Raw genomic sequence first — 23164 nt, 5'->3', positions numbered from 1 at the left:
GCATCATGGCCTGGGCCATACCGGGTTTCTTCGTGCTGATCGGCATCGAGTTGCTGATCGCGAAGTGGCGCAAGCGCGATGTCTATTACGCCAATGATGCGATCAACAGCCTGGGGCTGGGCATGATGTCGCAGATCGTCGGCGTCTTCACCAAGCTGTTCAACATCGGCATCTACGGCTGGTGCGCGGTGCATCTGGCCATGTGGACTTTGCCGGCCAACCGTACCTGGGTATGGATCAGCGGCCTGCTGCTCTACGACCTGCTTTATTATTGGTTGCATCGCTTGGGCCACGAGGTGAATGTGCTGTGGGCCGCGCACGTGGTGCATCACCAGAGCGAGAGCTACAACCTCACCACCGCCTTGCGCCAGACCGGCAGCGGCTTCCTGCTGGGGTGGATCGCTTATTTGCCGATGGCGCTGCTCGGCTATCCCACCGAAGTGTTTGCGGTCATCGCGCTGATCGACTTGCTTTACCAGTTCTGGGTGCACACCGAAGTGATCGGTCGATTGGGCTGGTTCGATCGCGTGTTCTGCTCGCCGTCCAATCATCGCGCGCATCATGCCGTGAACGATCGCTATCTCGATCGCAACTACGGCGGCATCTTGATTATCTGGGATCGCCTGTTCGGCAGCTTCGTTGAAGAAAACGAAGACGACCCGCCGGTGTATGGCACGCGTGCGCCGCTGCAAAGCTGGAATCCGCTGTGGGCGAACGTGGAAGTGTATGGGGCCATGCTCAAGGACAGCTGGCATGCGCGCCATTGGCCGGACAAGCTGCGCGTGTGGATCAAGCCTCCGGGTTGGCGGCCTGCAGACGTGGCGGCGCGTTTCCCGAAGGCCGAATTCGATATGTGCCACGAGCGGTATGACCCACCGCTATCGAAGGCGCTGCGAACGTATTGCATCGTGCAGTTCACGTTGCTGCTCTTCATCGGTGTGAACTTTCTGGATGTTGCGCCGAAGATGGCATGGGCACCGGCAGCTGGCTATGGCATGTATCTGCTGTATAGCCTTTGGGCGATCGGCCTTCTGCTGGAAGGACGCCGCATGGGGATGTGGCTGGAGCTGCTGCGTACGGCGGGGACAGCAGCGTTGGTAGCGATCAGCGGCCGCTGGTTCGGCATGGCGCATCTGGATGCGCGCATCGTAGTGGCACTGGTGGCGTTATTTGGGATAAGTACTGTCGCGTTATGGTTGCTGGCCAGCTACGAGCGCCGCCATGGGACCCCGGTTCGGCCGGTGCTGGAGTAAATGCGTTTTATTCAACGCAGCACGGCAAAACGAGATGTCTGCGTCGAGGTCCGCATACGCTCACCCCAACCTACGATTTGTCTCCTGGCCTGCGGCTGTGCATGCACGCATGCGAAATGGGTCATGAAATCTGCTTACCAATGAGTTGGAACCCGCAACGGTTTGTTCCATAGTGTGCACCAGAGGGTCCGCCTGGCTTGGCGTTGCCCAGGCCGGGCGCGTGTTGTTCTCCACGGGAGAATGATCATGCGATACACGCAGTTGTTCGAACGCTACAGGGACGTCCTGCTGCTGATTTCCCGCGTACTGCTGATGGCCTTGTTCGTGATCTTCGGTTGGGACAAGTTCCTGAATTTTTCGGGCACGGTCGACTATATGGAATCGGTGGGGCTGCCATTTGCCACACTTGCCACGTTGATTGCACTCGTCATGGAGCTGGTGGTTGGCGTGGCCATATTGCTCGGCTTCTATACACGGCCGCTGGCCTTGGCGCTTTGCTTGTACACCTTGATCACAGCGTTGCTCGGTCACCGGTTCTGGGCACTGACCGGTGGGTTGCGCTTGGACACTATGATCCACTTTTACAAAAACATGAGCATTGCGGGTGGATTGTTGCTGCTATGCCTGACCGGGCCGGGCAAGTATTCGATGGATCGTCGCTGACGCTGCGGTAGGTTGGGGTGCAAACCCCAACATCGAGATGCATGTGCGCAGGGAATGTTGGGGTTTGCGCCCCAACCTGCCGTTGCGCTGCAGCAAGAAAAGGTGTGTCGGATATTTCGTCCGGTAGCCGTTCCGGCCGCCTGCTTTCGCTATGATCGGCGCTTTCGTTTTGGAGAGCCGCCGATGAGTGTCCTGAGCAGGATGCTGCGCCACAAATCCGTCGAGCAATTGCAGTCGGAAGCCGGCCGGCGTGGGGATTTTCGCCGCGTGCTGGGGTTGTGGCAGCTCACCGCCATCGGCATCGGCGGCATCATCGGCGTCGGCATCTTCGTGCTGGCGGGGCAGCAGGCGGCAGCAAATGCAGGCCCCGCGGTGGCGTTGAGCTTCATCATCGCGGGCCTCGGTAGCGCATGCGCCGCGCTGTGCTATGCCGAATTTGCCGGGCTGATTCCCGTGACCGGCAGCGCCTATACCTATGGCTACGCCGTGCTGGGAGAGTTCGTCGCCTGGATCATCGGCTGGGATCTGTTGCTGGAGTACGCACTGGTGGTGGCCGTGGTGGCGATCGGCTGGTCCGGCTACGTGCAGGTGTTGCTTGGTTCGGTGGGTATCCATCTGCCGGAATGGGCGCAGCAGAGCATGAGCGCACAGACCATGGAGTACTACCTGCAGCAGCTGTTCGGCGTGCACGGCGGGCAGGTTATCGCGGGGCCCAGCGATGGGCACCGCTTCAACGTGATCGCCGCCGCCGTGTCGCTGCTGGTGGCGGCGTTGCTCACCATTCGCACGGAATGGGGCGCACGCTTCAATACGCTGGTGGTGACGATCAAGGTGATCGGTGTGTTGCTGGTGGTGTTGGTCGGCGCCTTCTATGTGCATGCGGCGAACTGGCAGCCGTTCGTTCCCGCCCGCATCGTCGATGCGCAGGGCGTGGCGCATTTTGGTTGGGCCGGCGTGCTCACTGGCGCCAGCGTGGTGTTCTTTGCGGTGTTCGGTTACGACACGCTGACCACCGCAGCGGAAGAAGCGAAGTTTCCGCAACGCGATCTTCCGCGCGCCGTGCTGCTGTCACTGGCGGTGGCGATGGTGCTGTATATCGCGGTGTCGCTGGTGCTGACCGGCATTACGCACTACAGCAACCTGGGTGGCGATGCTTCGGTGTCGCAGGCGTTTGAATCCATCGGCCTGCATTGGCTGAGCGTGACCATCGCGGTGGCTGCGGTGATCGGTGTGACCAGCGTGCTGTTCGCTTTCATGCTCGGGGCCGCGCGCATCTGGTTTGCGCTGGCGCGCGATGGTCTGCTGCCAGCCTGGTTTGCACATATCCATCCACGCTTCGGCACGCCGGCACGGCCCACGATTATTCTTGGCGTGTTCACCGCGGTGGTCGCCGGGTTGCTGCCGATCGGCGAAGTGGCGGAGCTGGTGAATATCGGCACGCTCAGCGCCTTCATCATCATTTGCACGGCGGTGCTGGTCTTGCGCATCCGCAAGCCGAATGTAGAGCGCAGTTTCCGTGCGCCGGCCTTGGCGGTGGTGTCGCCCTTGGGCGTGTTGTTTTCGCTGCTGCTGATCTTCGGCGTGCCGTGGTCGGATGCCGATGGCTGGCAGCGCATTGGTGGTCTGCCATGGATCACGTTCGAGCGCTTCATCATCTGGATGGCGCTGGGGTGTGTGATCTATTTCGGGTATGGCATGCGGCACAGCCGGGTTGAGCAGACATAGCGATGTTGATCGCAAGCTTTTGCATGGTGCAGCGCGATAGCCAATAACTGCACTGCATCGTGACGCTCCGTTCGTCATTCCGTCCCAGGGCGGAATGGCGGTTTGAAAGTTACCGACATGCCTTGGATGTTGCGCGCATAAAAAGCGCAACAGCATGACCTCTGGCAGGGGAAGTCCTGTAGGGTCTTCGCTCTACCATCGCCGGCAATCCGCCTGAATGGCGGCCATCATCATTCTGCTGTCCTTGCGGGCCATCCGCTTGGCAGTGCCTGCCGGAGTTGTCGAGTGAAGTCCCAAGCCCTGCGTTTCAGCCTGATCGCCGCTGCCGTGATGGTGGCCTGTGCCTTGTCTGCCACTGCCGCTGCGCAAGGGGAGGGGGACTTTTCCGGCAACGTGCCGGCGCCGGTCGATCAGCCTTATGCGGGCATGCTGACCGTCAACGTCGACCTCACCGATGCCGGCAAGCGTATCTTCCGCTCGCACGAAACCATTCCGGTCAAGCCGGGTGCGGTCACGCTGTTCTATCCGAAGTGGATTCCCGGTGAGCATGCACCGTCCGGTCCGGTATCGAACGTTTCAGGTCTGATCATTCGCGCGAACGGCAAGCAACTGCCGTGGCGCCGCGATCTGCGCGACATGTATGCGATCCATGTCGACGTGCCGCAGGATGCGAACCAGCTGGATCTAGAATTCGAGTTCCTGTCGCCGGGCGAAGGCGAGGGCAGCAACTTCGGCGCGAGCGTATCCACCTCGCCCGATCTGGTCGACATGGAATTCAATCAGGTGGCGTTCTATCCGGCGGGCTACTACACGCGTCAGATCCAGATCCAGCCGACCGTGCAATTGCCGCAAGGCTGGCAGTTCGGCAGCGCGATGGAAGTGGATAGCCAATCGGGCAGCACCATTCATTTCAAGCCGCTGAGCTTCAACAATTTCGTCGACTCGCCGCTGATCGCCGGCTCGCACTTCAATCGCGTCGATCTCACCCCCAAGGGCGGCGCGGCGGTGCATTTGAACGTGGTGGGCGACTCGGCCAAGGCCGTAAAGCTCACCGACAAACAGCTCGAGCAGCAGCGCAACGTGGTGGCGCAGACCAACTACCTGTTCGGTGCGCATCATTACAGTCACTATGATTTCCTGCTGACGCTGTCGGATCACACCGGTCACTTCGGCCTGGAACATCACCAGTCCAGTGACGATCGTCTGCCGGAAGATTTCTTCACCGACGATGACATGCACCTGGTGGCTGCCAGCCTGATGCCGCATGAAATGGTGCATTCGTGGAACGGCAAGTTCCGCCGCCCCGCGGATCTGTGGACGCCCAACTTCAACGTGCCGATGCAAGATGACCTGCTGTGGGTGTACGAAGGCCTGACCGATTACTGGTGCGGCATTCTCACCGCGCGTGCCGGCCTGTGGACGCCGGATCAGTATCGCGACTCCATGGCGAACATCGCTGGCGCCATGACCTATCGCACCGGCCGCGCCTGGCGCTCGCTGCAGGACACCGCCGATGCCGCGCCGCTCACCTATTACGGCTCGGAAAGCTGGATCAACTGGATCCGCGATACCGATTTCTATCCGGAAGGCCAGCTGCTGTGGCTCGATGTCGACACCAAGATCCGCGAACTCAGCAACGGCAAGCATTCGCTGGATGATTTCGCGCACGCCTTCTACGGCATGGACAACGGCAGCTACGTCACCAAGACCTACAACTTCGACGACGTGATCAACACGCTCAACCAGGTGCAGCCGTTCGATTGGGCGAAGTTCCTGCGCGATCGCCTCGACTACACCGGCAACGAACTGCCCGAGCATGGCATCGAGCGCGGCGGCTGGAAGCTGGTGTTCAACGACACGCCCAATGCAGAAGAAAAAGCCTACGAAGGTATCCGCCACGGCTTGAACATGGCCTACTCGCTTGGCCTGATCGTTGACCAGAAAGGCCGCATCGGCGACGTGCAATGGAATGGCCCGGCATTCAAGGCGGGTCTGGTGCCGAACCTGACGATCGTCGCGGTCAACGGACGCGACTTCTCCAGCGATGCGCTGAAGGATGCGGTCACGGCTGCCAAGACGTCATCGGCGCCGATCGAGTTGCTGGTGAAGAATGTGGATGTGTACAGCACGGTGAAGGTGGACTACCACGACGGCCTGCGCTACCCGCACCTGGTGCGCGCGGATGGCAAGGACCTGCTCGGCGATATCCTGAAGCCGCGTAGCAAGTAATGCAGAACGTCGTGGGTTGGGATGCCACCCAGCCTACGGACTTGTATAAAGAACCTTGAATGGCCGTCCCGGCGTACGCCGGGGCCAGTGACTTTCAGCGCACCGATCGAGACGCCGGGCCTGGCCTTCGCCAGGGCGACGGACATGGGGCATCAAGCCCCGCTAGACCCTGCCGATATCTCTCCCGAGGGGACAAACCTAGGCAGGCTATGAGCGGATTCTGGAAACGACTGTTTGCGGGGGACGAGCCGGTAAAAGAACGGCCGCGTCTCAGCGTGGTCTTGCCGTGGCCGGAGGAAAAAGAGCCGCAGGAACCGATCCCGACACTGAGCAGTGCGGACATCCAGGACTGGTTCTATCGCCTGGTGCTGGGTATGCCCGGATCCGAGGTGGCGGACATGCGCCCGCAGGAGCAGGTGATGCTGCGGCGGCTGGACGAGCTATGCGGTGGCGATCGCTTCGATATTACCACCCTGCCGCGTTTGCCTGAGGTGCTGCCGCAGTTGCTGCGCCTGCTCAAGAGCGACAACTCCGACGGCACCAAGGTCGCCAAGCTGATCGGGCGCGATCCGGTGCTGGTCGGCGAAGTGATGCGGGTCAGCCAGAGTGCGCACTACCGCACGGCGCGGGCGATCACCAGTTTGCAGCATGCCGTCGTGCTGCTCGGTCACGATGGCCTGCGCCAGATGGTGACGCAACATGTGATGAAGCCGATCCTGCAGGCTAGTGCAGGCATGCTCGGCCACGCCGCCGGCCAACGGCTATGGGATCACGCGGAACGCTGTGCACATGTCAGCACCTATCTGGCTCGCGGACAGGGCGATCCGTTTGAAGCGTATCTTGCCGGCATCGTCTGCAACGCGGGCGTAGGTGCGATGATTCGTGTGCTCGATCAGGAAGCGCCGCCCACACTTGGCGTTTTCAGCCGGGCCTTCCTGCTCAGTTTCACCCACTTGGCCAACCATCTCACGCTACGTGCCGCCAAGCATTGGGAGCTGCCGCCGAACGTGATCGTGGCGTTGCGCGAACGGCTGGACGTGCGCGGCAAAGCGCCGGTGACCGAGCTGGGCAATGCGCTGCTGGCTGCTGATCACCTTGCGATGGTCCAGATGCTGGCCGACAACCATGTGATCGATCGTGGTACGCCGCCCGCATCTATGCGTGCGGATCGCTTGCCGGAGGTGTTGGTAGAGCGTGCGCAGCAGGAGTTGCGCAGAGTGTTCCGAACGTAGGTTGGGGTGCAAACCCCAACGTCGCCATCTAAACGACTTGTGCCATCCAGATCATCGGCATTGCCATGCATGGCGGCGTTGGGGTTTGCACCCCAACCTACAAATTGCCATTGATCGTCAGGCGTTCCTCGAACTTCTCCGGCGGCATCGGCGCACCGAACAAGAAGCCTTGCATGTGCGAGCAACCCGCGTCGCGCAGGAACGCGCTTTGCACTTCCGTCTCCACACCTTCGGCGATCACATCCTTGTTGAGGCTGCGTGCCATGCCGATGATGGCGCGGGTGATCGCTGCGGTTTCCGCATCCTGCGCGATGTCGCGCACGAACGCGCGTTCGATCTTCAAGGCATCGACCGGGAAATGCTTGAGATACGAAAGACTGTTGTAGCCCGTGCCGAAATCATCCAGCGACAGCCGCACGCCGCGCTGGCGGATACGCCGCAACAGGCGAATCGTGCCGTCGCCGCCGCTCATCATGGTGCGTTCGGTCAGTTCCAGTTCCAGCAGGCTTGGATCAAGGCCGGTTTCGTTGAGAATGCCGTCGAGCCGTTCGTAGAAGCCGGCGTACTGGAACTGCAGCGGCGAGACATTCACCGAGATCGAAATGGGATGTCCCTCGCGCTGCCAGGTGCGCGCCTGCATGCAGGCCTCGCGTAACGCCCAGGTGCCGATGGAAACGATCAGGCCGGTATCTTCCGCCACCGGAATGAACTGGTCCGGCGTGAACATTTCTTCGCCCTGCACATACAGGCGCAGCAGGGCCTCCGCACCGACGATGTGGCCAAGCTTCGCGTCCACTTTGGGCTGGTATTGCAGCCTGAGTTCGTCGTGCATCAGCGCGTGGCGCAGCACGTTCTCGATGCGTTGGCTGGCGGCCGAGCGCTGGCTCATTTCCGGCGCATAGAAGCAGTAGCCGTCGCGGCCTTGGTTTTTCACTTCGTACATGGCGGCATCGGCGGTGCGCACCAGCGCATCCGGCTCGATGCCGTCGCGTGGGAACAGGCTGATCCCGACGCTGGCACGCAACTCGAGCGGCGGTATGTGGGGCACCTGCGTCTGGGCGCAGGCATCGAGCAGTTTGCGCGCAAAGCTGGCGGCTTCGTCCGCATCGTCCACGCGTGGCAGCAGCACCACGAATTCGTCGCCGTTGTAGCGGAAGGCCATGTCCTCGCTGTCGCGCAGCACGCCGCGGATCTGCTGCGCCAACGCTTGCAGCACCTGGTCGCCCACGCCATGGCCAAGCGTATCGTTGACGCGGCGGAAGTGATCCATATCCAGATAAAGCAACGCACACTGGCGATGGCGCTGCATCGCCATGGTCGTGGCCTGTTCGATGCGCGCATACAGCAGACTGCGATTGGGCAGGCCGGTGAGCGTGTCGTGCTGGGCCAGCTGGATCATCTTCAGCGCGAGCGTGCGGTTTTCGCTGATGTCGTGGCACACCAGCACGCCGCCGGTGACGGTGCCGGTGTGGTCGTGGATCAAGGCCGACGAGGTTTCGATCGGTGTTTCGAAACCGTTGCGATGAAGCAGGATGGCCCGCCCGCTGAAATCCACGATGGCGTTGCGTCGCATGGCCTGGCGCAAAGGATTGTCGAGCGGCTGGCGGTTGCCGATGTCGCGCAAGCGGAAGATGTCGTCGAGCGGGCTGCCTTTTGCATCGGCACTCGACCATCCCGTCATCGCTTCGGCGATGGGATTGAGCGAGGTGATGTTGAGTGCCACGTCGGTGGTGATGACTGCGTCGCCGATCGAATTCAGCGTCACCTCGGCCAGCTGGCGCTCGCGGAACAGCGCTTCTTCGTATTGCTTGCGCTTGGTGATGTCCTGAACCTGGCTGACCACGTAATTGAGCTGTCCGCTTTCGCTACGCACTTGCGCAACGCTCAGCAGCACATACACCACGTGCCCATCGCGATGGATGTAGCGTTTTTCAGTCTGGAACGCTTCGCGCCGGCCGCTTGTGACTTGTCCGGCGAGCGCTTCGCTCAGCGGCAGATCGTCCGGATGGGTCACCTCGCGCCAGGTCATCGTGCGCAACTGCGCTTCGGTATAGCCGAGCATGGCGCACAGGGCGGCGTTCACGCGCTGATAGCGGCCATCAGGAAGGATCATGGCCATGCCGACAGCAGCATGCTCGAACGCCTGCGAGAAACGCTGTTCGCTTTCGCGCAGCTGTTCTTCCAGCGCGTGGCGCTCGGTGATGTCGGTGAAGACGGTGAACACGCCGCGCAACTGGCCCTGCGGATCGCGATCGGGCGTGAAACTGCCGTGCACGTAGCGGCTCTGGCTGCGGTTGAACAGCGGCCCTTCATAGCTGGAATCGTGGCCGCCCAATGCTTGCAGCAGCGCGGCGCGCACGCGCAGATAGCTTTCCGGATCCAGCACGTCGCTGACTGGCTTGCCTATGATCTGGGCCGGGTCGAGATCGAACCAGCGGCGATGCGCTTCGTTGGCGAACACGAAGTGCTCGTGCAGATCGATATACGTGATGAGCGCAGGCACGCCCTGGACGACGTGTGCGAGCAGATCCTGGCCCAGTTCCGGGGCGGACGGATCGTCTTCAACGGGGTGCGTCACCTTGGGCATGCGGTTCCGGTGCGGCCGTGAGTCGCCACATCATGCGCCGGACGGGGCGCCGTTTGCACCTGCCTTCAATGCAACGCAACGGCAGGCGCTGCGAGCGCGCCGTGTTCGTCGAGCTGAATCTTCCCCAGCGCATGCAAGTCGCTGGTTGCGCCGAAACGGTCGGCCAGGGTGGTCACCAGCGGGCCGAGCGCTGCCGATTGCAGCGGATAGCCATGCGCAAGCACGTGGGCGTGCCCCCCGGAACCGCGTTGCGCGACGGTGACGGCTACCACGCCGAGGCCGGCCGCTTCATGCGCGAACAGGGCAGGGGCTTCATAGGCGGGATCGACCTGCGCGAGGGTTTCGGCGAGCCAGCCATGACTATCGACGGTGGATTCGCCCTCAAGCAGCAGCGTTACACCATGTGCCTGCAGCAGCGCGGCGTATTGGCGCAATTCGAACACCGCGCCCGCAAAAGCGTGGCTGCGCTCGGTGATATCGCCGCCTTGCACGGCGAGCCATTGCGCCGGCGATTGCATCCACACCTTGCCATCGGCATAGCGCAGCGTGAGGCCGCGTGCGCTCACGGCCATTTCGGGCCGGTAGGGCGTCAGCATGGCTGCTTCCAGCATTTGCCACAAAGGGGCGAGATTGACGTGCTCGTATTGCACGCAAGTAAGTGCAAGCAAGTCGTTGCGGCTGAGATAGCGTGCGTGTTCCAAACGGATGCCGAAGCTGCGCATCAGCCAATCCGCGGTGCGCGCACTGGCTTCGCCGCGGCCGACCAGTTCCACTTCCAGGCGCTCGGACAGCGCTTCGGCGAGTTCCTCGGGGGCGAGCAGGCTCAGCGGCAACAAGCGCATGGGGCCATCGGCATAAGCGAGTTCCGGCTCCAGCGGCTGCGCCGGCATGCGGCCCTCGTGGTGGCCGAAGGCGACCACGTTTTCCAACTGGCCACGAGGTACCCGGCGCGCCAGCTCGTCCAGGGTGACCCACGCCGGAAAGCCGGGGCGCAGCAGTTCCACCGCATCGAACATGGCGCCACCCAGGGTCAGCCGCGCCTGCGCGACGTCGGGTACGAGGGTGTGCAGATCGTCCGCCACCAGGGCAGCCAGCTCGGCAGCTTCATCGCGGCTCAGGGTCAGGCGTCGAGGATGTTCGCCAGGAGACAGTTCCAGGGCCAGGACGGTAGGCAGGGCGACGAGAGAGCTGGTGGATTCCACGTTCTTGATACCTCGGGAGAAAGGTTGGGCAGCGAGGTGCATGGGCTGCCGTTCCTTCGCCCCTTGTCATTTAAAACAGCCCGCAAGTCTAACATTCGCTGATCAAGCGTCCGTTCGGGGTTCCGCCAGGGCGCCGCGCGGGTTAGCCTTGCTGAATCGGTGCATTGGGACCCAAGTCAAGGCTATGGAAAACACGCAGCAGCGCGTTGGCGTCATCGGCGGTGTGCGCATCCCGTTCTGTCGCAACAACACTGCCTATGCGGACGTCGGCAACTTCGGCATGTCGGTAAAGGTGCTGGGCGCGCTGGTCGAGCGTTTTGGGCTGCATGGCCTGGAACTGGGCGAAGTGGCGATGGGAGCGGTGATCAAGCACTCCTCCGAGTGGAACCTGGCCCGCGAAGCCCTGCTCAGCTCCGGCCTGGCCCCGACCACCCCGGGCATCACCACCGCCCGCGCCTGCGGTACGTCGCTGGACAACGCCATCATCATCGCCAACAAGATCGCCACCGGGCAGATCGAGGCCGGCATTGCGGGCGGCTCGGACACCACCAGCGACGTGCCGATCGTCTACAGCCAGCGCCTGCGCAAGCGCCTTCTGGCCGTGAATCGCGCCAGGACGCCGCTGGACAAGTTGAAAACCGCAGTACGTGGTTTTTCTTTCAGTGAGCTGAAACCGGCTTTTCCCGGCGTGGCCGAACCGCGTACCGGCATGTCGATGGGCGATCACTGTGAAAAAATGGCGCGCGAATGGCACATCGGCCGTGAGGCGCAGGATCGCCTTGCGCTGGACAGCCATCGCAAACTGGCGGTGGCCTATGACGCGGGTTTCTTCGATGACTTGGTCATTCCGTTCCGTGGCCTGAAGCGCGATGGCTTCCTGCGCCCCGACACCAGCATGGACAAGCTGGCCGGATTGAAACCGGCCTTCGATAAAACCTCGAACCACGGCACCCTCACTGCCGGCAATTCCACCGGCCTTTCCGACGGTGCCGCCGCCGTGTTGCTGGCCAACGAAGCATGGGCGGCCAGGCGTGGCTTGAAGATCCAGGCTTACTTGCGCGATGCCGAAGTGGCCGCGGTGGATTTCGTGCATGGTGAAGGGCTGCTGATGGCGCCCACCATTGCCGTGCCGCGCCTGCTCAAGCGCAACGGCCTCACCTTGCAGGATTTCGATTTCTACGAAATCCATGAAGCTTTCGCCGCCCAGGTGCTATGCACGCTGCGTGCATGGGAGTCGGCGGATTACTGCAAGAACCGGCTGGGCCTGGATGCGCCGTTTGGCAGTATCGATGCGGCCAAGCTCAATGTGAATGGCTCCAGCCTTGCAGTGGGACATCCCTTCGCCGCTACGGGTGCGCGCATCGTCGCCACGCTGGCGAAATTGCTCGAACAGAAGGGCTCCGGCCGCGGCCTGATTTCCATTTGCACCGCTGGCGGCATGGGTGTCGTCGCGATTCTCGAACGACCGTGATTTTTCATGCCCCGGCTACGCGTCACTGCTACCTTGAGTTTGCTTGCGCTGGTGATCGGCGCAGCAGGTACGCAGTGGCTGAGTGACCAGACGGCAGGGCGCGCAACGCCGCCGGAAACAGGGCCCTTGCATGCAGCTCATGCCGCTCACCATCGCAACGTGCATCCCAAGCCTGCGTTGATCGCTGCACGGCCGCGCTACATACCTGCGCAAGATGAAGTCGCCGCTACGCCGGTTGCGCCCGTCAGCGCTGATGTGTCGCTGGTGCCGATCGCAACACCTGCCTCGTCACTGCCGACGTCACGCACGGAAAACCATGATGTCGGCAACGTGGTGCTGCATGTGACGGTGGATGGGCAAGGGCAGGTGACTGGCGCATCGGTCGCACAATCCAGCGGCGATGACATCCTGGATACAAATGCCATAGAGATCGCACGGCATTGGCGCTTTGCGGTACCGGCAGATCATCCGCAAGGGATGAGCGGGGATTTGCCGATGCGATTTAAGGGTGAATCGGCGTCCCCGGTAAACATGTAGGTTGGGATGCAAACCCCAACATCGCCCTGCACACATACATCCTGACGTTGGGGTTTGCACCCCAACCTACGTTCTGCAGTCAGCGACCGAACGTCAATGCGGCCGCTGCTCCGCAAACGAATACACCTGATCCGCCCACTGCGTCGCCGCGTAATACGCGCCGGCCATCTTGCGAATGTTCTGCGGCTGCATGTGCGCGCCTTTCAAATCACCGGCTTCCCATGCATAGACCTGTTCGAGCAACGGGGCGAACGGGCCGCGGTCTTCCACCAGCGCATCGCGGATTTCAGGCGCCAGCGGCAGATGGCTCAACACGAATTCCATCGGTGCGCACAGCAGCGTATCGAGCAGTGACAGCAAGCCGGCCATGAACGCCATTTCCTGCTGTCCGGCCGGCATGCCCTGCGCCAGTTTTTCGCACATGTGGGCACGGATCAGCGCCGTGCGCAGCAGTTCCGGCGGGCGGTCGTCGGTGCTGGCCAGCGCCATGGTGTAGATCCAATTGCGCAGGCGCGCGACGCCGAAAAAAATCGCCGCCTGCTGAATCGACTTCAGCTGCCGCGGCAGCGCGAAGTAGGCGGAGTTCACGCAGCCCAGCAGCTTGTAGCTGAGCACCGCGTCGTCGCGAATGATCTCGCCCAGTTCCACCGGGCCGGCGTTGTTGTCCTGCAGTGCGCCCATCAGGCGCAGCATGCTCAAGCGGCTGGGTGTGAGCACCGGCACTTCGATCTGCTGCGGCACCAGCAAGTAGCGGCCCTGGATCGCTTGGAACGGCAGTTCCTTGCAGCGCGCGTACGTATGGTGGTCATCGACATTGCCGGCGATCACGCCGATGCCGCGCTCGAACAATTGCTTGCAGCGGCTTGCCAAGGTATCGGCGTCGAGCGTCTTGGCGTCCAGGCGGACATAACTCGTCAGACGCAGCAGCGATTCCAGCGGGCCATGCGGCTCGCTGGAACTGGGATCAAGATCGCCCAGGTCCAGCAGCAGCGGGCACTTGCGCAGAGCCAGCTGTTGCAGGCGCTGCAGTACCGCCGTGTCGCGCACATGGATCGGATGCACGATCACGCCCAGGCGCGGCGTATGCGCCAGGATGTCGGTCTGTTCCAGCAGCAGGGCGCGCGGCAGGCGCATGAAGGCGCGGTTGCCGCGCACCAATCGCGTGATCGCACCATCGGTGATGCCGGAAAGCACGCCACCTACCAAGGTGGTATCGGCATCGGTGCCGGCACCCTGGCGGTAGAACACCAGTTCGTAGGCGAACAGTTCTTCCTCGTGATCCAGCATCGGGCTGCGCACGACCGGCAGCAGCATGTCGCTGAGGGTGGTGGCGTCATTGCTCGAGAGCTTGGCGGGGGAAGCAACTGTACTCGTCGTCATGGCATGGATTACCGAACGTAAGGGTGGAGCGAGTGCTGCGAGACGGACGCCTGAACCACGACGCCCGAAAAATGCTTCATGCCTGGGCGAGTTGTACGGATCGATGCGTGTCCTGCAGCGTGCCGTTCTGGCCGTAGGTGCCGGTTTGTGTATCGCTGCCGGTAAGTACCGCCAGCGCACGCCGTACCTGCGCCAGGCGCTGGCCTACCAGTGCGCCGTTGCGTTGATTCTTGTCGCGACAGACCGTCAGCGACTTCAACAATTCCTGCCATTGCGTCTCGACTTGCTGCGCGGCTTCGGCCGACGTGCTGCACAGGTGCAGGCGTTCCACGTCGAGCTGTTCGAGCCGGCGCATCAGCATCTGCTTGGCTTCGCCCGAGCGGTTGAGCGCTTTGGCATCGGCGGCGTTCAGCGCTTCGCGTTCTTCGTCCAGCACGGTGATGAGTTGTGCCGTGGTCGCACTCATCTCGTCCAGGACGGCGCGCAGCGCGACACCGAGTTCAGCCTGCAGGTTAGGGCTCATGGCATGGGTTTCTTATTCTTACTTGCTGCCGCCGATCTGGCCTTCCAGCGAAACCAGGCTGTTGGCGATGGCGTTCGCATTGACCTTGTAGGTGCCGGCGGCCAGCTGTTGCTTGATCTGCTCCACCTTCTGGGTGTCGACCGGCGCGTTGGCACTGCTGGCTTCCTGCAGGGCACGGGCCGAATCGGTCAGGTTCACGCGGTCGTCGGTCTGCGCGGCCGAAGAACTGGCCGAAGGCGTCGCCGCAGCGGTCTGGGCGGCGCTGTTATCCGCGGTGGTGGTCGCGAGCGGAAGCTGCGGTAAGCCGTTGGACGAGATCGTAGTATTCATGGTTCTTGGCGTTCTCTCGATATGCCTTGTTTGGAGTATCGGCGTCCTCCTGAAAAACTTGAGGGCGATTCCTCAAGTGCCGATCGCCTGCAGTATGTCGGTTCGTCCTCGAGGATGTTCTGACGGATTTTGCATATGCAAAACCCGTCAGAGCATCCTTTCAAGGGAGGGCCTGGACCTGGCCTTCCCCGATCACTACACCGTTGATAATTCGGCCAGAATTGTCATTTCGGACCCTCAGGCGGGCGCCGGTGTCCCCAGCGTCCAGCGCCATGCCATGGGTGCGCACTTCAATGCCGCCGAGCTGGGCCACCAGTTCCACCTCTTCACCCGAGTGCACGGTCTCCCGGCCGTTGAAGTCGCCTGGTTCCAGCACCACACCGGCAATCAGCGGCCGGCCCAGTGAATGGCCGAGGATCTGATCGAGGCTTTCGATATAGCCATAGCCCAGCCGCGCCACGTCGCGTTCTTCGGTGTGCACGTCGCCGGGGGCGGGGATGTCTCCGCGCGCCATCGGGTGACTGGTGACCAGTACGTTGCGGAATACTTGCATTTGTACCGGCACCTGGATGGTCCAGCCCGGCGTGCCGGCGCAGCTCACCGCCACGGCGACGCGCGAGGGGATACCTTGGCGTACCGGAATGCGGGTCTGCAGGGCATGCGCACAGGCTGCGAGATGCAAACGCGGGTTGAGTCGCGTGGGCACGATGACCACGCGGCTGCCGGTGGTGCCAAATTGCGTGCGGACAGCTTGTTCGGCGGCAGCGCGCAGGTCGGTGGCGGTGGTGTCGGCGTGGGCGAGGTTGGCGAGTGCCAGCAGCAACACTGCCGCGAAAGCCCAAGTAGGTTGGGGTGCAAACCCCAACGTGGCGCCCCGCACACGCATGGCGACGTTGGGGTTTGCACCCCAACCTACATGACGCATCGGTGCGCGTGGAAACCTCATGCCCCCTCGCCAGCCAGGATCGTCGCCAGCTGGCTGTTGATCGCCTCGCGCTCACTCTCCAGCTTCTCGGACATTTGAGCCGCCTGCTCGAACTGCCCATTGCCGAGCAATTCCAGAAACGCTTCGCCATGCTCACGCAAGCGCACCGCCGATGCGTGCAGGCTGGTGCGTGAGGAATCACTGCCATGCCGCGCGGTAAGCCGGTCGAGACTGCGCTTCAACACGTCGGTATCGAACCAGCGCCGATCGAGCGAGGTGGGTTCCTGCAGCGCCAGTTCCATGCTCTGGCGCAAACCGATCACCGACTCGCGCACGGTGAGGCTGAGGCTGGCGGTGTCGTTGCCGCTTTCGCCTTCCAGCCAGCTCAGGCACAGGCGATGGGCAAGTGCTGCCGCACGGCCGAGCGCTTCGCCGTGACGGCGCGACTCATACGCACGGCGCTGCAAGGCGCCCAGCGTGGCTTTCAACGTGGTGGCGCGCACCTGCAAACCATCCTGGCTGTCGCGCAGCGAACGCAGGCGATCGCCCGCGCCCTGCAGCGTTTCGCTGCCTTGCTGCAGCGTGCGTTCCGTCGCGGTGACGCCGGTCTGCGCGCGTTCCAACCGCTGCAGGCTCTGTTGCACGTTGCCGTTCATCTGTAGCGAGAACTCGCCGATCGAACTGGTGACGGTTTCGATCTCCGCCGTCGCGGCGGTGGTTTTCTCGGCCAGTTGCTTGACTTCATCGGCCACCACGGCAAAGCCGCGGCCGGCATCGCCGGCGCGCGCCGCTTCGATCGCGGCGTTCAAGGCAACCAGGTTGGTTTGATGGGCGATGTCCTGCACGCTGGTGGTGAGCGCGCGAATTTGCGCCACTTGTTCGGTCAGCAGGCTCTGGCTCTGGTTCATGGCCGACAGCGCGCTGCGCAACAGCCGCAACTGGCCGTTGAGTTCGCTCACGTTGGCCGAGCTTTGTTCGCCGGCCTTGGCGGCCTGTTCGACACCGCCTTGCGCTTGCTGCAGGGTCGCCGCCATGCCGGCGCTACCCTCCGTCAACTGTCCGACGCTGTCGCGGGTTTCGCCGATCGATTGTTCCAGGCCTGCTTGCTCGCGATGCAAGGTCTGCGAATGCGTCAGCACCAGGCTTTGTTGTTCCAGCGACTGCAAGGCCACCGCCGCCGGTGCACGTGGCGCCAGCCGCGCAAACACCGGCGCGAGCAACGCAGCCACGCCGGGATGCTTGCGGCTCAACCGCGCAACGTCGGCCTCGTTACCGGCCAGTGCGGCTTGGATCAGGGCGGCCAGATGCTGGCTGCGGATCAGACTCATAGACAAAAGAGTTCCGTTGATGGGTTTCCAGACATCGGCGGGAAACGTCGAAAGTTGAGGAAGCAAACGGTATGCCACGTTGCGCGGCTGCGTAGGTTGAGGTTTGTACCTCAACCTACGCGGTCTCAAGAACGACCCACGCTGGCCGATACGCGATCATCGCCATTAACCAGCCAATCCCATGAGCACAACAGCGCTGCTCGATAGCGTTGAAAGCCACACCCGCCTCGCCGGCCACAATCGCGTGGCGATGCTGCTGTTTCGCCTGGGCGACAAGCAGTTGTTCGGCATCAACGTGTTCAAGGTGCGCGAAGTACTGCGCAAGCCGGTGATGGAAAAGCTGCCGGGCATGCACGAATGGCTGGCGGGGAGTTTCGATTACCGCGGCAAAACCATTCCGGTGATCGACTTGGGCCTAGCCATGGGCTATCCGCCGCTGACCGACGTGGCGTCCGCACATGTGGTGGTAACCGAGTTCAGCCGCTCCATGCAGGGTTTCCTGGTGGCGGATTTCCAACGCATCGTGCATTGCACCGGTGAGTCGCTGGAGGCGCCATCCGTCACGCTGGGTTTCGGCAACCGTGTCAACGCAGTGACCCGCATCGACGGCCAGCTGATGGCGGTGATCGACGTGGAGCACGTGCTGGCCAGCATTGAAGAAGTGGTGACGGACGTCTCGCCGCATCTGCAGCAGCAAGCCGAACACCGGCATCTGCCCACGCGCCGCATCATGGTGGTGGACGATTCCGTGGTGGCGCGCGGCCGGCTGATCCATCTGTTCAAGCAGATGAACCTCGATTGCGTGATTGCACAAGACGGCCAGGAAGCGCTGGAACTGCTCACCCACATGATGGAAGGCCATGACGAACGCATCACGCTGGTGATTTCGGATATCGAAATGCCCCGGCTGGATGGTTATGCCTTGACGCGCGCGATCCGCGAAACGCCCGCGCTGCGTCAGCTCAAAGTGGTGTTGCATAGCTCTTTAAGTGGCGTCTTCAATGAAGCGTTGGTGCGCGATGTCGGCGCCGACCGCTTTATTGCCAAGTTCCAGCCCGATTTGCTGGCGAAAACCGTTTTGGAGCTGATGGACCCGTCAACAAATTGACGTTGGATTTGCCATAGCGATGCCGTCGGGATTCTGTCCCGCCGCGCCGGTATAACGTCGCCGCGCTGCATGCGCGGTCGATGCACATCGCCACAAATGGCTTGGCCATGCGGTTTGCGCGGCGTTGTCAAGCCGTGGCATGCAACTTGCTCAAACCTCTCCGCAGGCGTTATCGCCGCGGGGACTTCGTCATGAGCAATCTTCTCGACAATGTGTTCGGTTTGAGTGGCCAGGCACTGGATGTCTGGCAGCACCGTTCCGAAGTGATTGCGTCGAACATCGCCAACGCCGACACACCCAATTACCAGGCGCGCGATGTCGATTTCCGCCAGGTGTTGCAACAGGCGAGCGGTGAGCCATCGGGAACGCTGGCATTGAACACACCTTCGCCGGGCCAGATGGCGACTACCAGCGAATCCACCGACGCCTTGAAATACCGCGTGCCGCTGCAGCCGAGCATGGACGGCAACACCGTCGATGCACAGGTAGAGCAGTCCGCGTTCGCCAGCAACATGGTGCATTACCAGGCAAGCCTCAGCTTCATCAACAGCACGATTCAGCAGCTGCGCCTGGCCATCAATGGTGGAGGACAAAGCTAATGTCCCTGATGAAGATTTTCGACACCGCCGGTTCCGGCATGTCCGCCGAGTCGCTGCGGCTCAATACCGTCGCCAGCAATCTCGCCAACGCCGACAGCGTCAGCAACAGTCCCAACACCGCTTATAAGGCGAAGGAACTGATGTTCGCGCCGGTGCTGCAGCAACAAAGCGGCGCAACCGCGCAAGACGCAAACGCCAATGTCGGCGTGCGCATGGCGGGCGTTACCGAAAGCCAGCAGCCGGTGGAATCGCATTACGAGCCAGGCAACCCGATGGCGGATGCGAATGGTTTCGTCTACGGCAGCAACGTCAATCCGATCGACGAGCTGGTGAACATGATTTCCGCGTCGCGTTCGTATCAGAACAACGTGGAAGTAATGAACACCACCAAGCAACTGATGATCAAAACCATCAATTTAGGTAGCTGAGCATGAGCGCCGTTGGAAGCACCAGCAGTTACTCCACTTCGGGCTTGAGCCTCACCGGCAGCACGGTCACCAGCACGCCGACCGGCTCGACCATGACGCAGTCCGATTTCCTGCAGCTGTTGACCACGCAGTTGACGGCACAAGATCCCACACAGCCGATGGACAGCTCGCAGATGGCCTCCGAGATGGCGCAGTTCGGCCAGCTGGGTGCCTTGCAGAACATCGAGACCAGCCTGACCGGTATGAGCAGCAGCATCAGCGCGAATGCGCAGAGTGCGCAGGTGCTCAGTTCCGCCAGCCTGGTTGGACGACAGGTGTTGGTGCCGTCGAACGCGCTTACGTACAGCGGCAGCTCGGTCAACGGCGGCGTGAACGTCAGTGCCGCGGGCGATGTAGTCGTCACCATCAAGGATGCCAACGGCAACACCGTCAACAGCATCGACCTCGGCACGCAGCAAGCCGGCCTCGCCCCGTTCACCTGGGATGGCAAGGACAGCAGCGGCAACACCGTCGCCAACGGCACCTACACCGTGTCGGCCAACAACGGCGGCAACAGCGCCGCACTGACGACCTACGTCGCCGGTTCGGTGACCGGTGTCGGCTACGGCGGCAGCAGCACAGGCACCTATTTGCAAGTGGCGGGTATCGGCGGCGTGCCGCTGAGCCAGGTCGCACAGATCAACTGACGACGCACCGATCGCGCGCATCGTCATCATCCAGGGGGTAGAAAAAGCATGGCTCTCAATCAGGCGCTCAGTGGCATCAACGCGGCCCAGGACCAGTTGAACGTCATTTCCAACAACATCGCCAACGCAGGTACGGTGGGCTTCAAGGGTTCTACCGCGCAATTCGCCGAGGTGTATGCGGTAACCGGCCTCAATCTGAGCTCGGTGGCCGTAGGCAGCGGCGCGGAACTCACCGGCGTGGCGCAGGGGTTCTCCCAGGGCGACCTGGAAACCACCAACGGCAGCCTGGACATGGCGCTCAGCGGCAATGGTTTCTTCATCGTCAACAACGGCACCGGCAATCAATACACGCGCGACGGCGCTTTCCATGAAGACGCCAATGGCGACGTCGTCACCGCGGACGGCTCGAAACTGCAGGTCTATCCGCCGAATGCGGCCGGTGGCTTCAACACCAGCACACTCACCAACCTGCAGCTCAATACCGCGCAAAGCGCGGCGACGGCGACAAGCACGATCACCGCCAGCTCGAATCTGCCTGCCGGTGCGTCGTTGCCCGTGGACACGCCGTTCAGTCCGACCGACGTGAACAGCTACAACAATGCATCCACCTTGACCGTGTATGACTCGCAGGGCGGTTCGCACTCGGCGACGATCTATTACGTCAAGACCGCCAACAACACCTGGAACGCGAATCTTTATATCGACGGCAACAGCGCCGGCACGGCGTCGATGACGTTCAACAGCGCCGGCGCGCTGGTCACGCCGGCCAATGGCACGCTGAGCTTTACGCCGACGCAGCCGACCAACGGCGCCTCGTTCCCCGCCACCATGACGTTGAACGTGTCCAACACGACGCAGTTCGGCACGGCGTACGCACCGGGCACGATCAACCAGAACGGCTACGAGGCCGGCGTACTGGAAAACGTGGAAATCGGCACCGACGGCACCGTGACGGCGGTCTACTCCAACAACCAGACGAGCCAGCTCGGCCAGATCGCCGTGGCCAACTTCGCCAACCTGCAGGGCTTGCAGCAAGTGGGCAACAACCGCTGGCTGGCGACGCAGTCGTCCGGCACCGCGGTGCTGGGTACGGCAAGCGTCGGCCAGTTCGGCAACATCGAGCAGGGCCAGCTGGAAACCTCCAACACGTCCGACACCACCGCGCAGCTGGTCAACATGATCCAGGCGCAGCAGGACTACGAAGCGAACTCACAGATGCTGGGCACGGTGAACTCGCTGTCGCAAACGCTGTTCCAGGCTGTTTCACGCGGCGGGTAATAGCGCATGGACCGTTCCGTCTACATCGCCATGACCGGTGCCACGCAGACGATGCGTGCGCAGGATGCGGTAAGCCACAACCTGGCCAACGCATCCACCGTCGGCTTCAAGAGCGAGCTCAGCGCGTTTCAAAGCGTGCCGGTGCTCGGTCCTGGCGCCAACACGCGCATCAATGCGGTGGCGCAAGGCGTGGGACAGGACGATACGCAAGGCACGATCCAGCGCACTGGCCGTTCGCTCGATGTCGCCGTGAACGGCCCGGGCTGGATTGCGGTGCAGGCGCCGGATGGCACCGAGGCCTATACGCGTGCAGGCGATCTGCAGCTCGGCCCGGACGGCAGCCTCACCGATTCACGCGGCAATCCGGTGATGGGGTCGGGCGGTCCGATCACCATTCCCGACGCTGCAAAAATCAGCATCGGCGCCGACGGCACGATTTCCACCGTACCGATGGGGCAGGGGCCTGACACCGTCGCTGCGGTGGGACAGATCAAGCTGGTCAATCCGGACCCTACGCAGATGTCCGAGGGTGCCGATGGCTTGATGCACATGAACGACGGCAGCACCGCCGATACCGACAGCACGGTGACGGTGACCTCGGGCGCGCTCGAAGCGAGCAACGTCAATCCGTCTTCCGAGTTGGTGAAGATGATCTCGCTGTCGCGCCAGTACGAAATGCAGGTGCGTTCGATCAAGACCGCGGAAGACGACGCGGATGACAGCACCAAGTTGCTGCAGTCGAGCTGATGCCATGACTGGACACTTGCCGCATAACGAACACTCGGCACGTAGGTTGGGGTGTAAACCCCAACTTCCCTGCCTCCCAAACATCGCGATGTTGGGGTTTGCACCCCAACCTACACGGCGAACGCATACCACGGAGTAAGCCATGTTCTCTTCCCTCTGGATCGCCAAGACCGGCCTGGATGCGCAGCAGACGCAGATGGACGTGATCTCCAACAATCTGGCGAACGCGAGCACCACTGGTTTCAAGACGTCGCGCGCTTCGTTCCAGGATCTGATGTACCAGAACGAAGGCCAGCCCGGCAGCCAGACCACGGAACAAACGCAATCGCCCACTGGCTTGCTGCTCGGCACCGGTGTGAAAGTGGTCGGCAGCGAAAAACTGTTTACACAGGGCGCCGTCACGCAAACCGGCAATTCGCTGGACGTGGCGATCCAAGGCAACGGCTTCATCCAGGTAAGCCTGCCGGATGGCACCGTCGCCTACACGCGCGATGGTTCGCTGCATGAAGATTCCACCGGCCAGCTGGTTACCGCCGATGGCTATCCGCTGGTCCCGGCGATCACGCTGCCGTCAAACGTCAACAGCGTCACCATTGGTACCGACGGCACGATCAGCGCCACCAGCAACGGCTCCACCGCGTCGACGACGCTCGGTGTGGTCCAGCTCGCCAATTTCGTCAATCCCGCCGGCCTGCAGCCGATGGGCCAGAACCTTTATCTGGAAACCCAATCCAGCGGCACGGCACAGACCGGGCAGCCCGGCGTCAACGGCATGGGCACGCTCGCGCAAGGCTCGCTGGAATCGTCCAACACCAACGTGGTGGAGGAGATGGTGAACATGATCGAGGCGCAACGTACCTATGAAATGAACTCCAAGTCGATCAGCGCCGTGGACGACATGTTGCAGTTCGTGATCAACAAGACTTGATGGGT

Annotated in this window: 21 protein-coding genes; 14 read left to right on the top strand and 7 right to left on the bottom strand. The window is 62.2% G+C overall.

The window, feature by feature from the left end:
• Window positions 1-5 precede the first annotated feature (5 nt).
• The 5 genes from IEX75_RS07960 (at window position 6) to IEX75_RS07940 (ending at window position 7102) form a co-directional block, all read left to right on the top strand.
• Window positions 6-1253, top strand: coding sequence for a sterol desaturase family protein (locus IEX75_RS07960; protein ID WP_308422111.1), 1248 nt, complete (start codon window positions 6-8; stop codon window positions 1251-1253).
• A 246-nt stretch (window positions 1254-1499) separates the two neighbouring features.
• Window positions 1500-1916 carry a DoxX family protein gene (locus IEX75_RS07955; RefSeq protein WP_188793685.1) on the top strand — a complete coding sequence of 139 codons (417 nt, stop codon included), beginning with the start codon at window positions 1500-1502 and terminating at the stop codon, window positions 1914-1916.
• 183 nt (window positions 1917-2099) lie between these two features.
• The gene (locus IEX75_RS07950) at window positions 2100-3641 is read left to right on the top strand and encodes an amino acid permease (RefSeq protein ID WP_188793684.1); all 1542 of its coding nucleotides are present in this window, start codon (window positions 2100-2102) and stop codon (window positions 3639-3641) included.
• Window positions 3642-3926: 285 nt separating this feature from the next.
• Complete coding sequence (locus tag IEX75_RS07945) at window positions 3927-5870, top strand: M61 family metallopeptidase (RefSeq protein WP_308422110.1); 1944 nt, start codon at window positions 3927-3929, stop codon at window positions 5868-5870.
• 209 nt (window positions 5871-6079) lie between these two features.
• Window positions 6080-7102 (top strand): HDOD domain-containing protein, encoded by a 1023-nt coding sequence (locus IEX75_RS07940; protein ID WP_188793683.1) that lies wholly within the window; start codon window positions 6080-6082, stop codon window positions 7100-7102.
• Between the two features lie 97 nt (window positions 7103-7199).
• On the opposite strand, the gene IEX75_RS07935 is transcribed toward IEX75_RS07940, so the two are convergent.
• Window positions 7200-9689 carry a sensor domain-containing protein gene (locus IEX75_RS07935; RefSeq protein ID WP_188793682.1) on the bottom strand — a complete coding sequence of 830 codons (2490 nt, stop codon included), beginning with the start codon at window positions 9687-9689 and terminating at the stop codon, window positions 7200-7202.
• Between the two features lie 65 nt (window positions 9690-9754).
• On the bottom strand, window positions 9755-10933 hold the full coding sequence (locus tag IEX75_RS07930; RefSeq protein ID WP_188793681.1) for a hypothetical protein: 1179 nt from the start codon (window positions 10931-10933) through the stop codon (window positions 9755-9757).
• A 142-nt stretch (window positions 10934-11075) separates the two neighbouring features.
• Between IEX75_RS07930 and IEX75_RS07925 the strand changes: the two genes are divergently transcribed.
• Both IEX75_RS07925 and IEX75_RS07920 read left to right on the top strand, forming a co-directional pair.
• Window positions 11076-12362 (top strand): acetyl-CoA C-acetyltransferase, encoded by a 1287-nt coding sequence (locus IEX75_RS07925; RefSeq protein WP_188793680.1) that lies wholly within the window; start codon window positions 11076-11078, stop codon window positions 12360-12362.
• A gap of 6 nt (window positions 12363-12368) precedes the next feature.
• Window positions 12369-12899 carry an energy transducer TonB family protein gene (locus IEX75_RS07920; RefSeq protein ID WP_188793679.1) on the top strand — a complete coding sequence of 177 codons (531 nt, stop codon included), beginning with the start codon at window positions 12369-12371 and terminating at the stop codon, window positions 12897-12899.
• A 93-nt stretch (window positions 12900-12992) separates the two neighbouring features.
• On the opposite strand, the gene IEX75_RS07915 is transcribed toward IEX75_RS07920, so the two are convergent.
• The 5 genes from IEX75_RS07915 to IEX75_RS07895 form a co-directional block, all read right to left on the bottom strand.
• Window positions 12993-14279, bottom strand: coding sequence for an EAL and HDOD domain-containing protein (locus IEX75_RS07915; RefSeq protein WP_188793678.1), 1287 nt, complete (start codon window positions 14277-14279; stop codon window positions 12993-12995).
• A 76-nt stretch (window positions 14280-14355) separates the two neighbouring features.
• Window positions 14356-14802 (bottom strand): flagella synthesis protein FlgN, encoded by a 447-nt coding sequence (locus IEX75_RS07910; protein ID WP_188793677.1) that lies wholly within the window; start codon window positions 14800-14802, stop codon window positions 14356-14358.
• An 18-nt stretch (window positions 14803-14820) separates the two neighbouring features.
• Window positions 14821-15132: a flagellar biosynthesis anti-sigma factor FlgM gene (gene flgM, locus IEX75_RS07905; RefSeq protein WP_188793676.1), complete on the bottom strand. Its 312-nt coding sequence runs from the start codon at window positions 15130-15132 to the stop codon at window positions 14821-14823.
• A 160-nt stretch (window positions 15133-15292) separates the two neighbouring features.
• A complete protein-coding gene (gene flgA, locus IEX75_RS07900; protein ID WP_188793675.1) occupies window positions 15293-16078 on the bottom strand; it encodes a flagellar basal body P-ring formation chaperone FlgA in 786 nt (261 codons plus the stop codon).
• Window positions 16075-17385, bottom strand: coding sequence for a methyl-accepting chemotaxis protein (locus IEX75_RS07895; protein ID WP_188793674.1), 1311 nt, complete (start codon window positions 17383-17385; stop codon window positions 16075-16077). Before IEX75_RS07895 ends, flgA begins: the two co-directional genes overlap by 4 nt.
• Window positions 17386-17566: 181 nt before the next feature.
• Here IEX75_RS07895 and IEX75_RS07890 point away from each other — a divergent pair, with 181 nt between their 5' ends.
• The 7 genes from IEX75_RS07890 (at window position 17567) to flgG (ending at window position 23159) form a co-directional block, all read left to right on the top strand.
• Window positions 17567-18493 carry a chemotaxis protein gene (locus IEX75_RS07890; RefSeq protein ID WP_188793673.1) on the top strand — a complete coding sequence of 309 codons (927 nt, stop codon included), beginning with the start codon at window positions 17567-17569 and terminating at the stop codon, window positions 18491-18493.
• Between the two features lie 191 nt (window positions 18494-18684).
• Window positions 18685-19092 carry a flagellar basal body rod protein FlgB gene (gene flgB, locus IEX75_RS07885; RefSeq protein ID WP_188793672.1) on the top strand — a complete coding sequence of 136 codons (408 nt, stop codon included), beginning with the start codon at window positions 18685-18687 and terminating at the stop codon, window positions 19090-19092.
• Window positions 19092-19520: a flagellar basal body rod protein FlgC gene (flgC, locus tag IEX75_RS07880; RefSeq protein ID WP_188793671.1), complete on the top strand. Its 429-nt coding sequence runs from the start codon at window positions 19092-19094 to the stop codon at window positions 19518-19520. Before flgB ends, flgC begins: the two co-directional genes overlap by 1 nt.
• A gap of 2 nt (window positions 19521-19522) precedes the next feature.
• Window positions 19523-20206, top strand: a complete 684-nt coding sequence (locus IEX75_RS07875) for a flagellar hook assembly protein FlgD (RefSeq protein WP_188793670.1) — start codon at window positions 19523-19525, stop codon at window positions 20204-20206.
• 48 nt (window positions 20207-20254) lie between these two features.
• On the top strand, window positions 20255-21484 hold the full coding sequence (locus IEX75_RS07870) for a flagellar hook protein FlgE (protein WP_188793669.1): 1230 nt from the start codon (window positions 20255-20257) through the stop codon (window positions 21482-21484).
• Between the two features lie 6 nt (window positions 21485-21490).
• A complete protein-coding gene (gene flgF / locus IEX75_RS07865; RefSeq protein ID WP_188793668.1) occupies window positions 21491-22231 on the top strand; it encodes a flagellar basal-body rod protein FlgF in 741 nt (246 codons plus the stop codon).
• 142 nt (window positions 22232-22373) lie between these two features.
• Complete coding sequence (gene flgG / locus IEX75_RS07860) at window positions 22374-23159, top strand: flagellar basal-body rod protein FlgG (RefSeq protein WP_188793667.1); 786 nt, start codon at window positions 22374-22376, stop codon at window positions 23157-23159.
• The last annotated feature ends 5 nt before the right edge of the window (window positions 23160-23164 follow it).

Source organism: Dyella nitratireducens, from assembly GCF_014642835.1.
Classification (GTDB): Bacteria; Pseudomonadota; Gammaproteobacteria; order Xanthomonadales; family Rhodanobacteraceae; genus Dyella_B; species Dyella_B nitratireducens.
This window is presented reverse-complemented; position numbering and strand designations above follow the sequence as displayed.

Coding starts and splice junctions, on each gene's coding strand:
- IEX75_RS07960 (WP_308422111.1), top strand. CDS start 6: ATGGCCTGGGCCATACCGGGTTTCTTCGTGCTGATCGGCATCGAGTTG.
- IEX75_RS07955 (WP_188793685.1), top strand. CDS start 1,500: ATGCGATACACGCAGTTGTTCGAACGCTACAGGGACGTCCTGCTGCTG.
- IEX75_RS07950 (WP_188793684.1), top strand. CDS start 2,100: ATGAGTGTCCTGAGCAGGATGCTGCGCCACAAATCCGTCGAGCAATTG.
- IEX75_RS07940 (WP_188793683.1), top strand. CDS start 6,080: ATGAGCGGATTCTGGAAACGACTGTTTGCGGGGGACGAGCCGGTAAAA.
- IEX75_RS07935 (WP_188793682.1), bottom strand. CDS start 9,689: ATGCCCAAGGTGACGCACCCCGTTGAAGACGATCCGTCCGCCCCGGAA.
- IEX75_RS07930 (WP_188793681.1), bottom strand. CDS start 10,933: ATGCACCTCGCTGCCCAACCTTTCTCCCGAGGTATCAAGAACGTGGAA.
- IEX75_RS07925 (WP_188793680.1), top strand. CDS start 11,076: ATGGAAAACACGCAGCAGCGCGTTGGCGTCATCGGCGGTGTGCGCATC.
- IEX75_RS07920 (WP_188793679.1), top strand. CDS start 12,369: ATGCCCCGGCTACGCGTCACTGCTACCTTGAGTTTGCTTGCGCTGGTG.
- IEX75_RS07915 (WP_188793678.1), bottom strand. CDS start 14,279: ATGACGACGAGTACAGTTGCTTCCCCCGCCAAGCTCTCGAGCAATGAC.
- IEX75_RS07910 (WP_188793677.1), bottom strand. CDS start 14,802: ATGAGCCCTAACCTGCAGGCTGAACTCGGTGTCGCGCTGCGCGCCGTC.
- flgM (WP_188793676.1), bottom strand. CDS start 15,132: ATGAATACTACGATCTCGTCCAACGGCTTACCGCAGCTTCCGCTCGCG.
- flgA (WP_188793675.1), bottom strand. CDS start 16,078: ATGAGGTTTCCACGCGCACCGATGCGTCATGTAGGTTGGGGTGCAAAC.
- IEX75_RS07895 (WP_188793674.1), bottom strand. CDS start 17,385: ATGAGTCTGATCCGCAGCCAGCATCTGGCCGCCCTGATCCAAGCCGCA.
- IEX75_RS07890 (WP_188793673.1), top strand. CDS start 17,567: ATGAGCACAACAGCGCTGCTCGATAGCGTTGAAAGCCACACCCGCCTC.
- flgB (WP_188793672.1), top strand. CDS start 18,685: ATGAGCAATCTTCTCGACAATGTGTTCGGTTTGAGTGGCCAGGCACTG.
- flgC (WP_188793671.1), top strand. CDS start 19,092: ATGTCCCTGATGAAGATTTTCGACACCGCCGGTTCCGGCATGTCCGCC.
- IEX75_RS07875 (WP_188793670.1), top strand. CDS start 19,523: ATGAGCGCCGTTGGAAGCACCAGCAGTTACTCCACTTCGGGCTTGAGC.
- IEX75_RS07870 (WP_188793669.1), top strand. CDS start 20,255: ATGGCTCTCAATCAGGCGCTCAGTGGCATCAACGCGGCCCAGGACCAG.
- flgF (WP_188793668.1), top strand. CDS start 21,491: ATGGACCGTTCCGTCTACATCGCCATGACCGGTGCCACGCAGACGATG.
- flgG (WP_188793667.1), top strand. CDS start 22,374: ATGTTCTCTTCCCTCTGGATCGCCAAGACCGGCCTGGATGCGCAGCAG.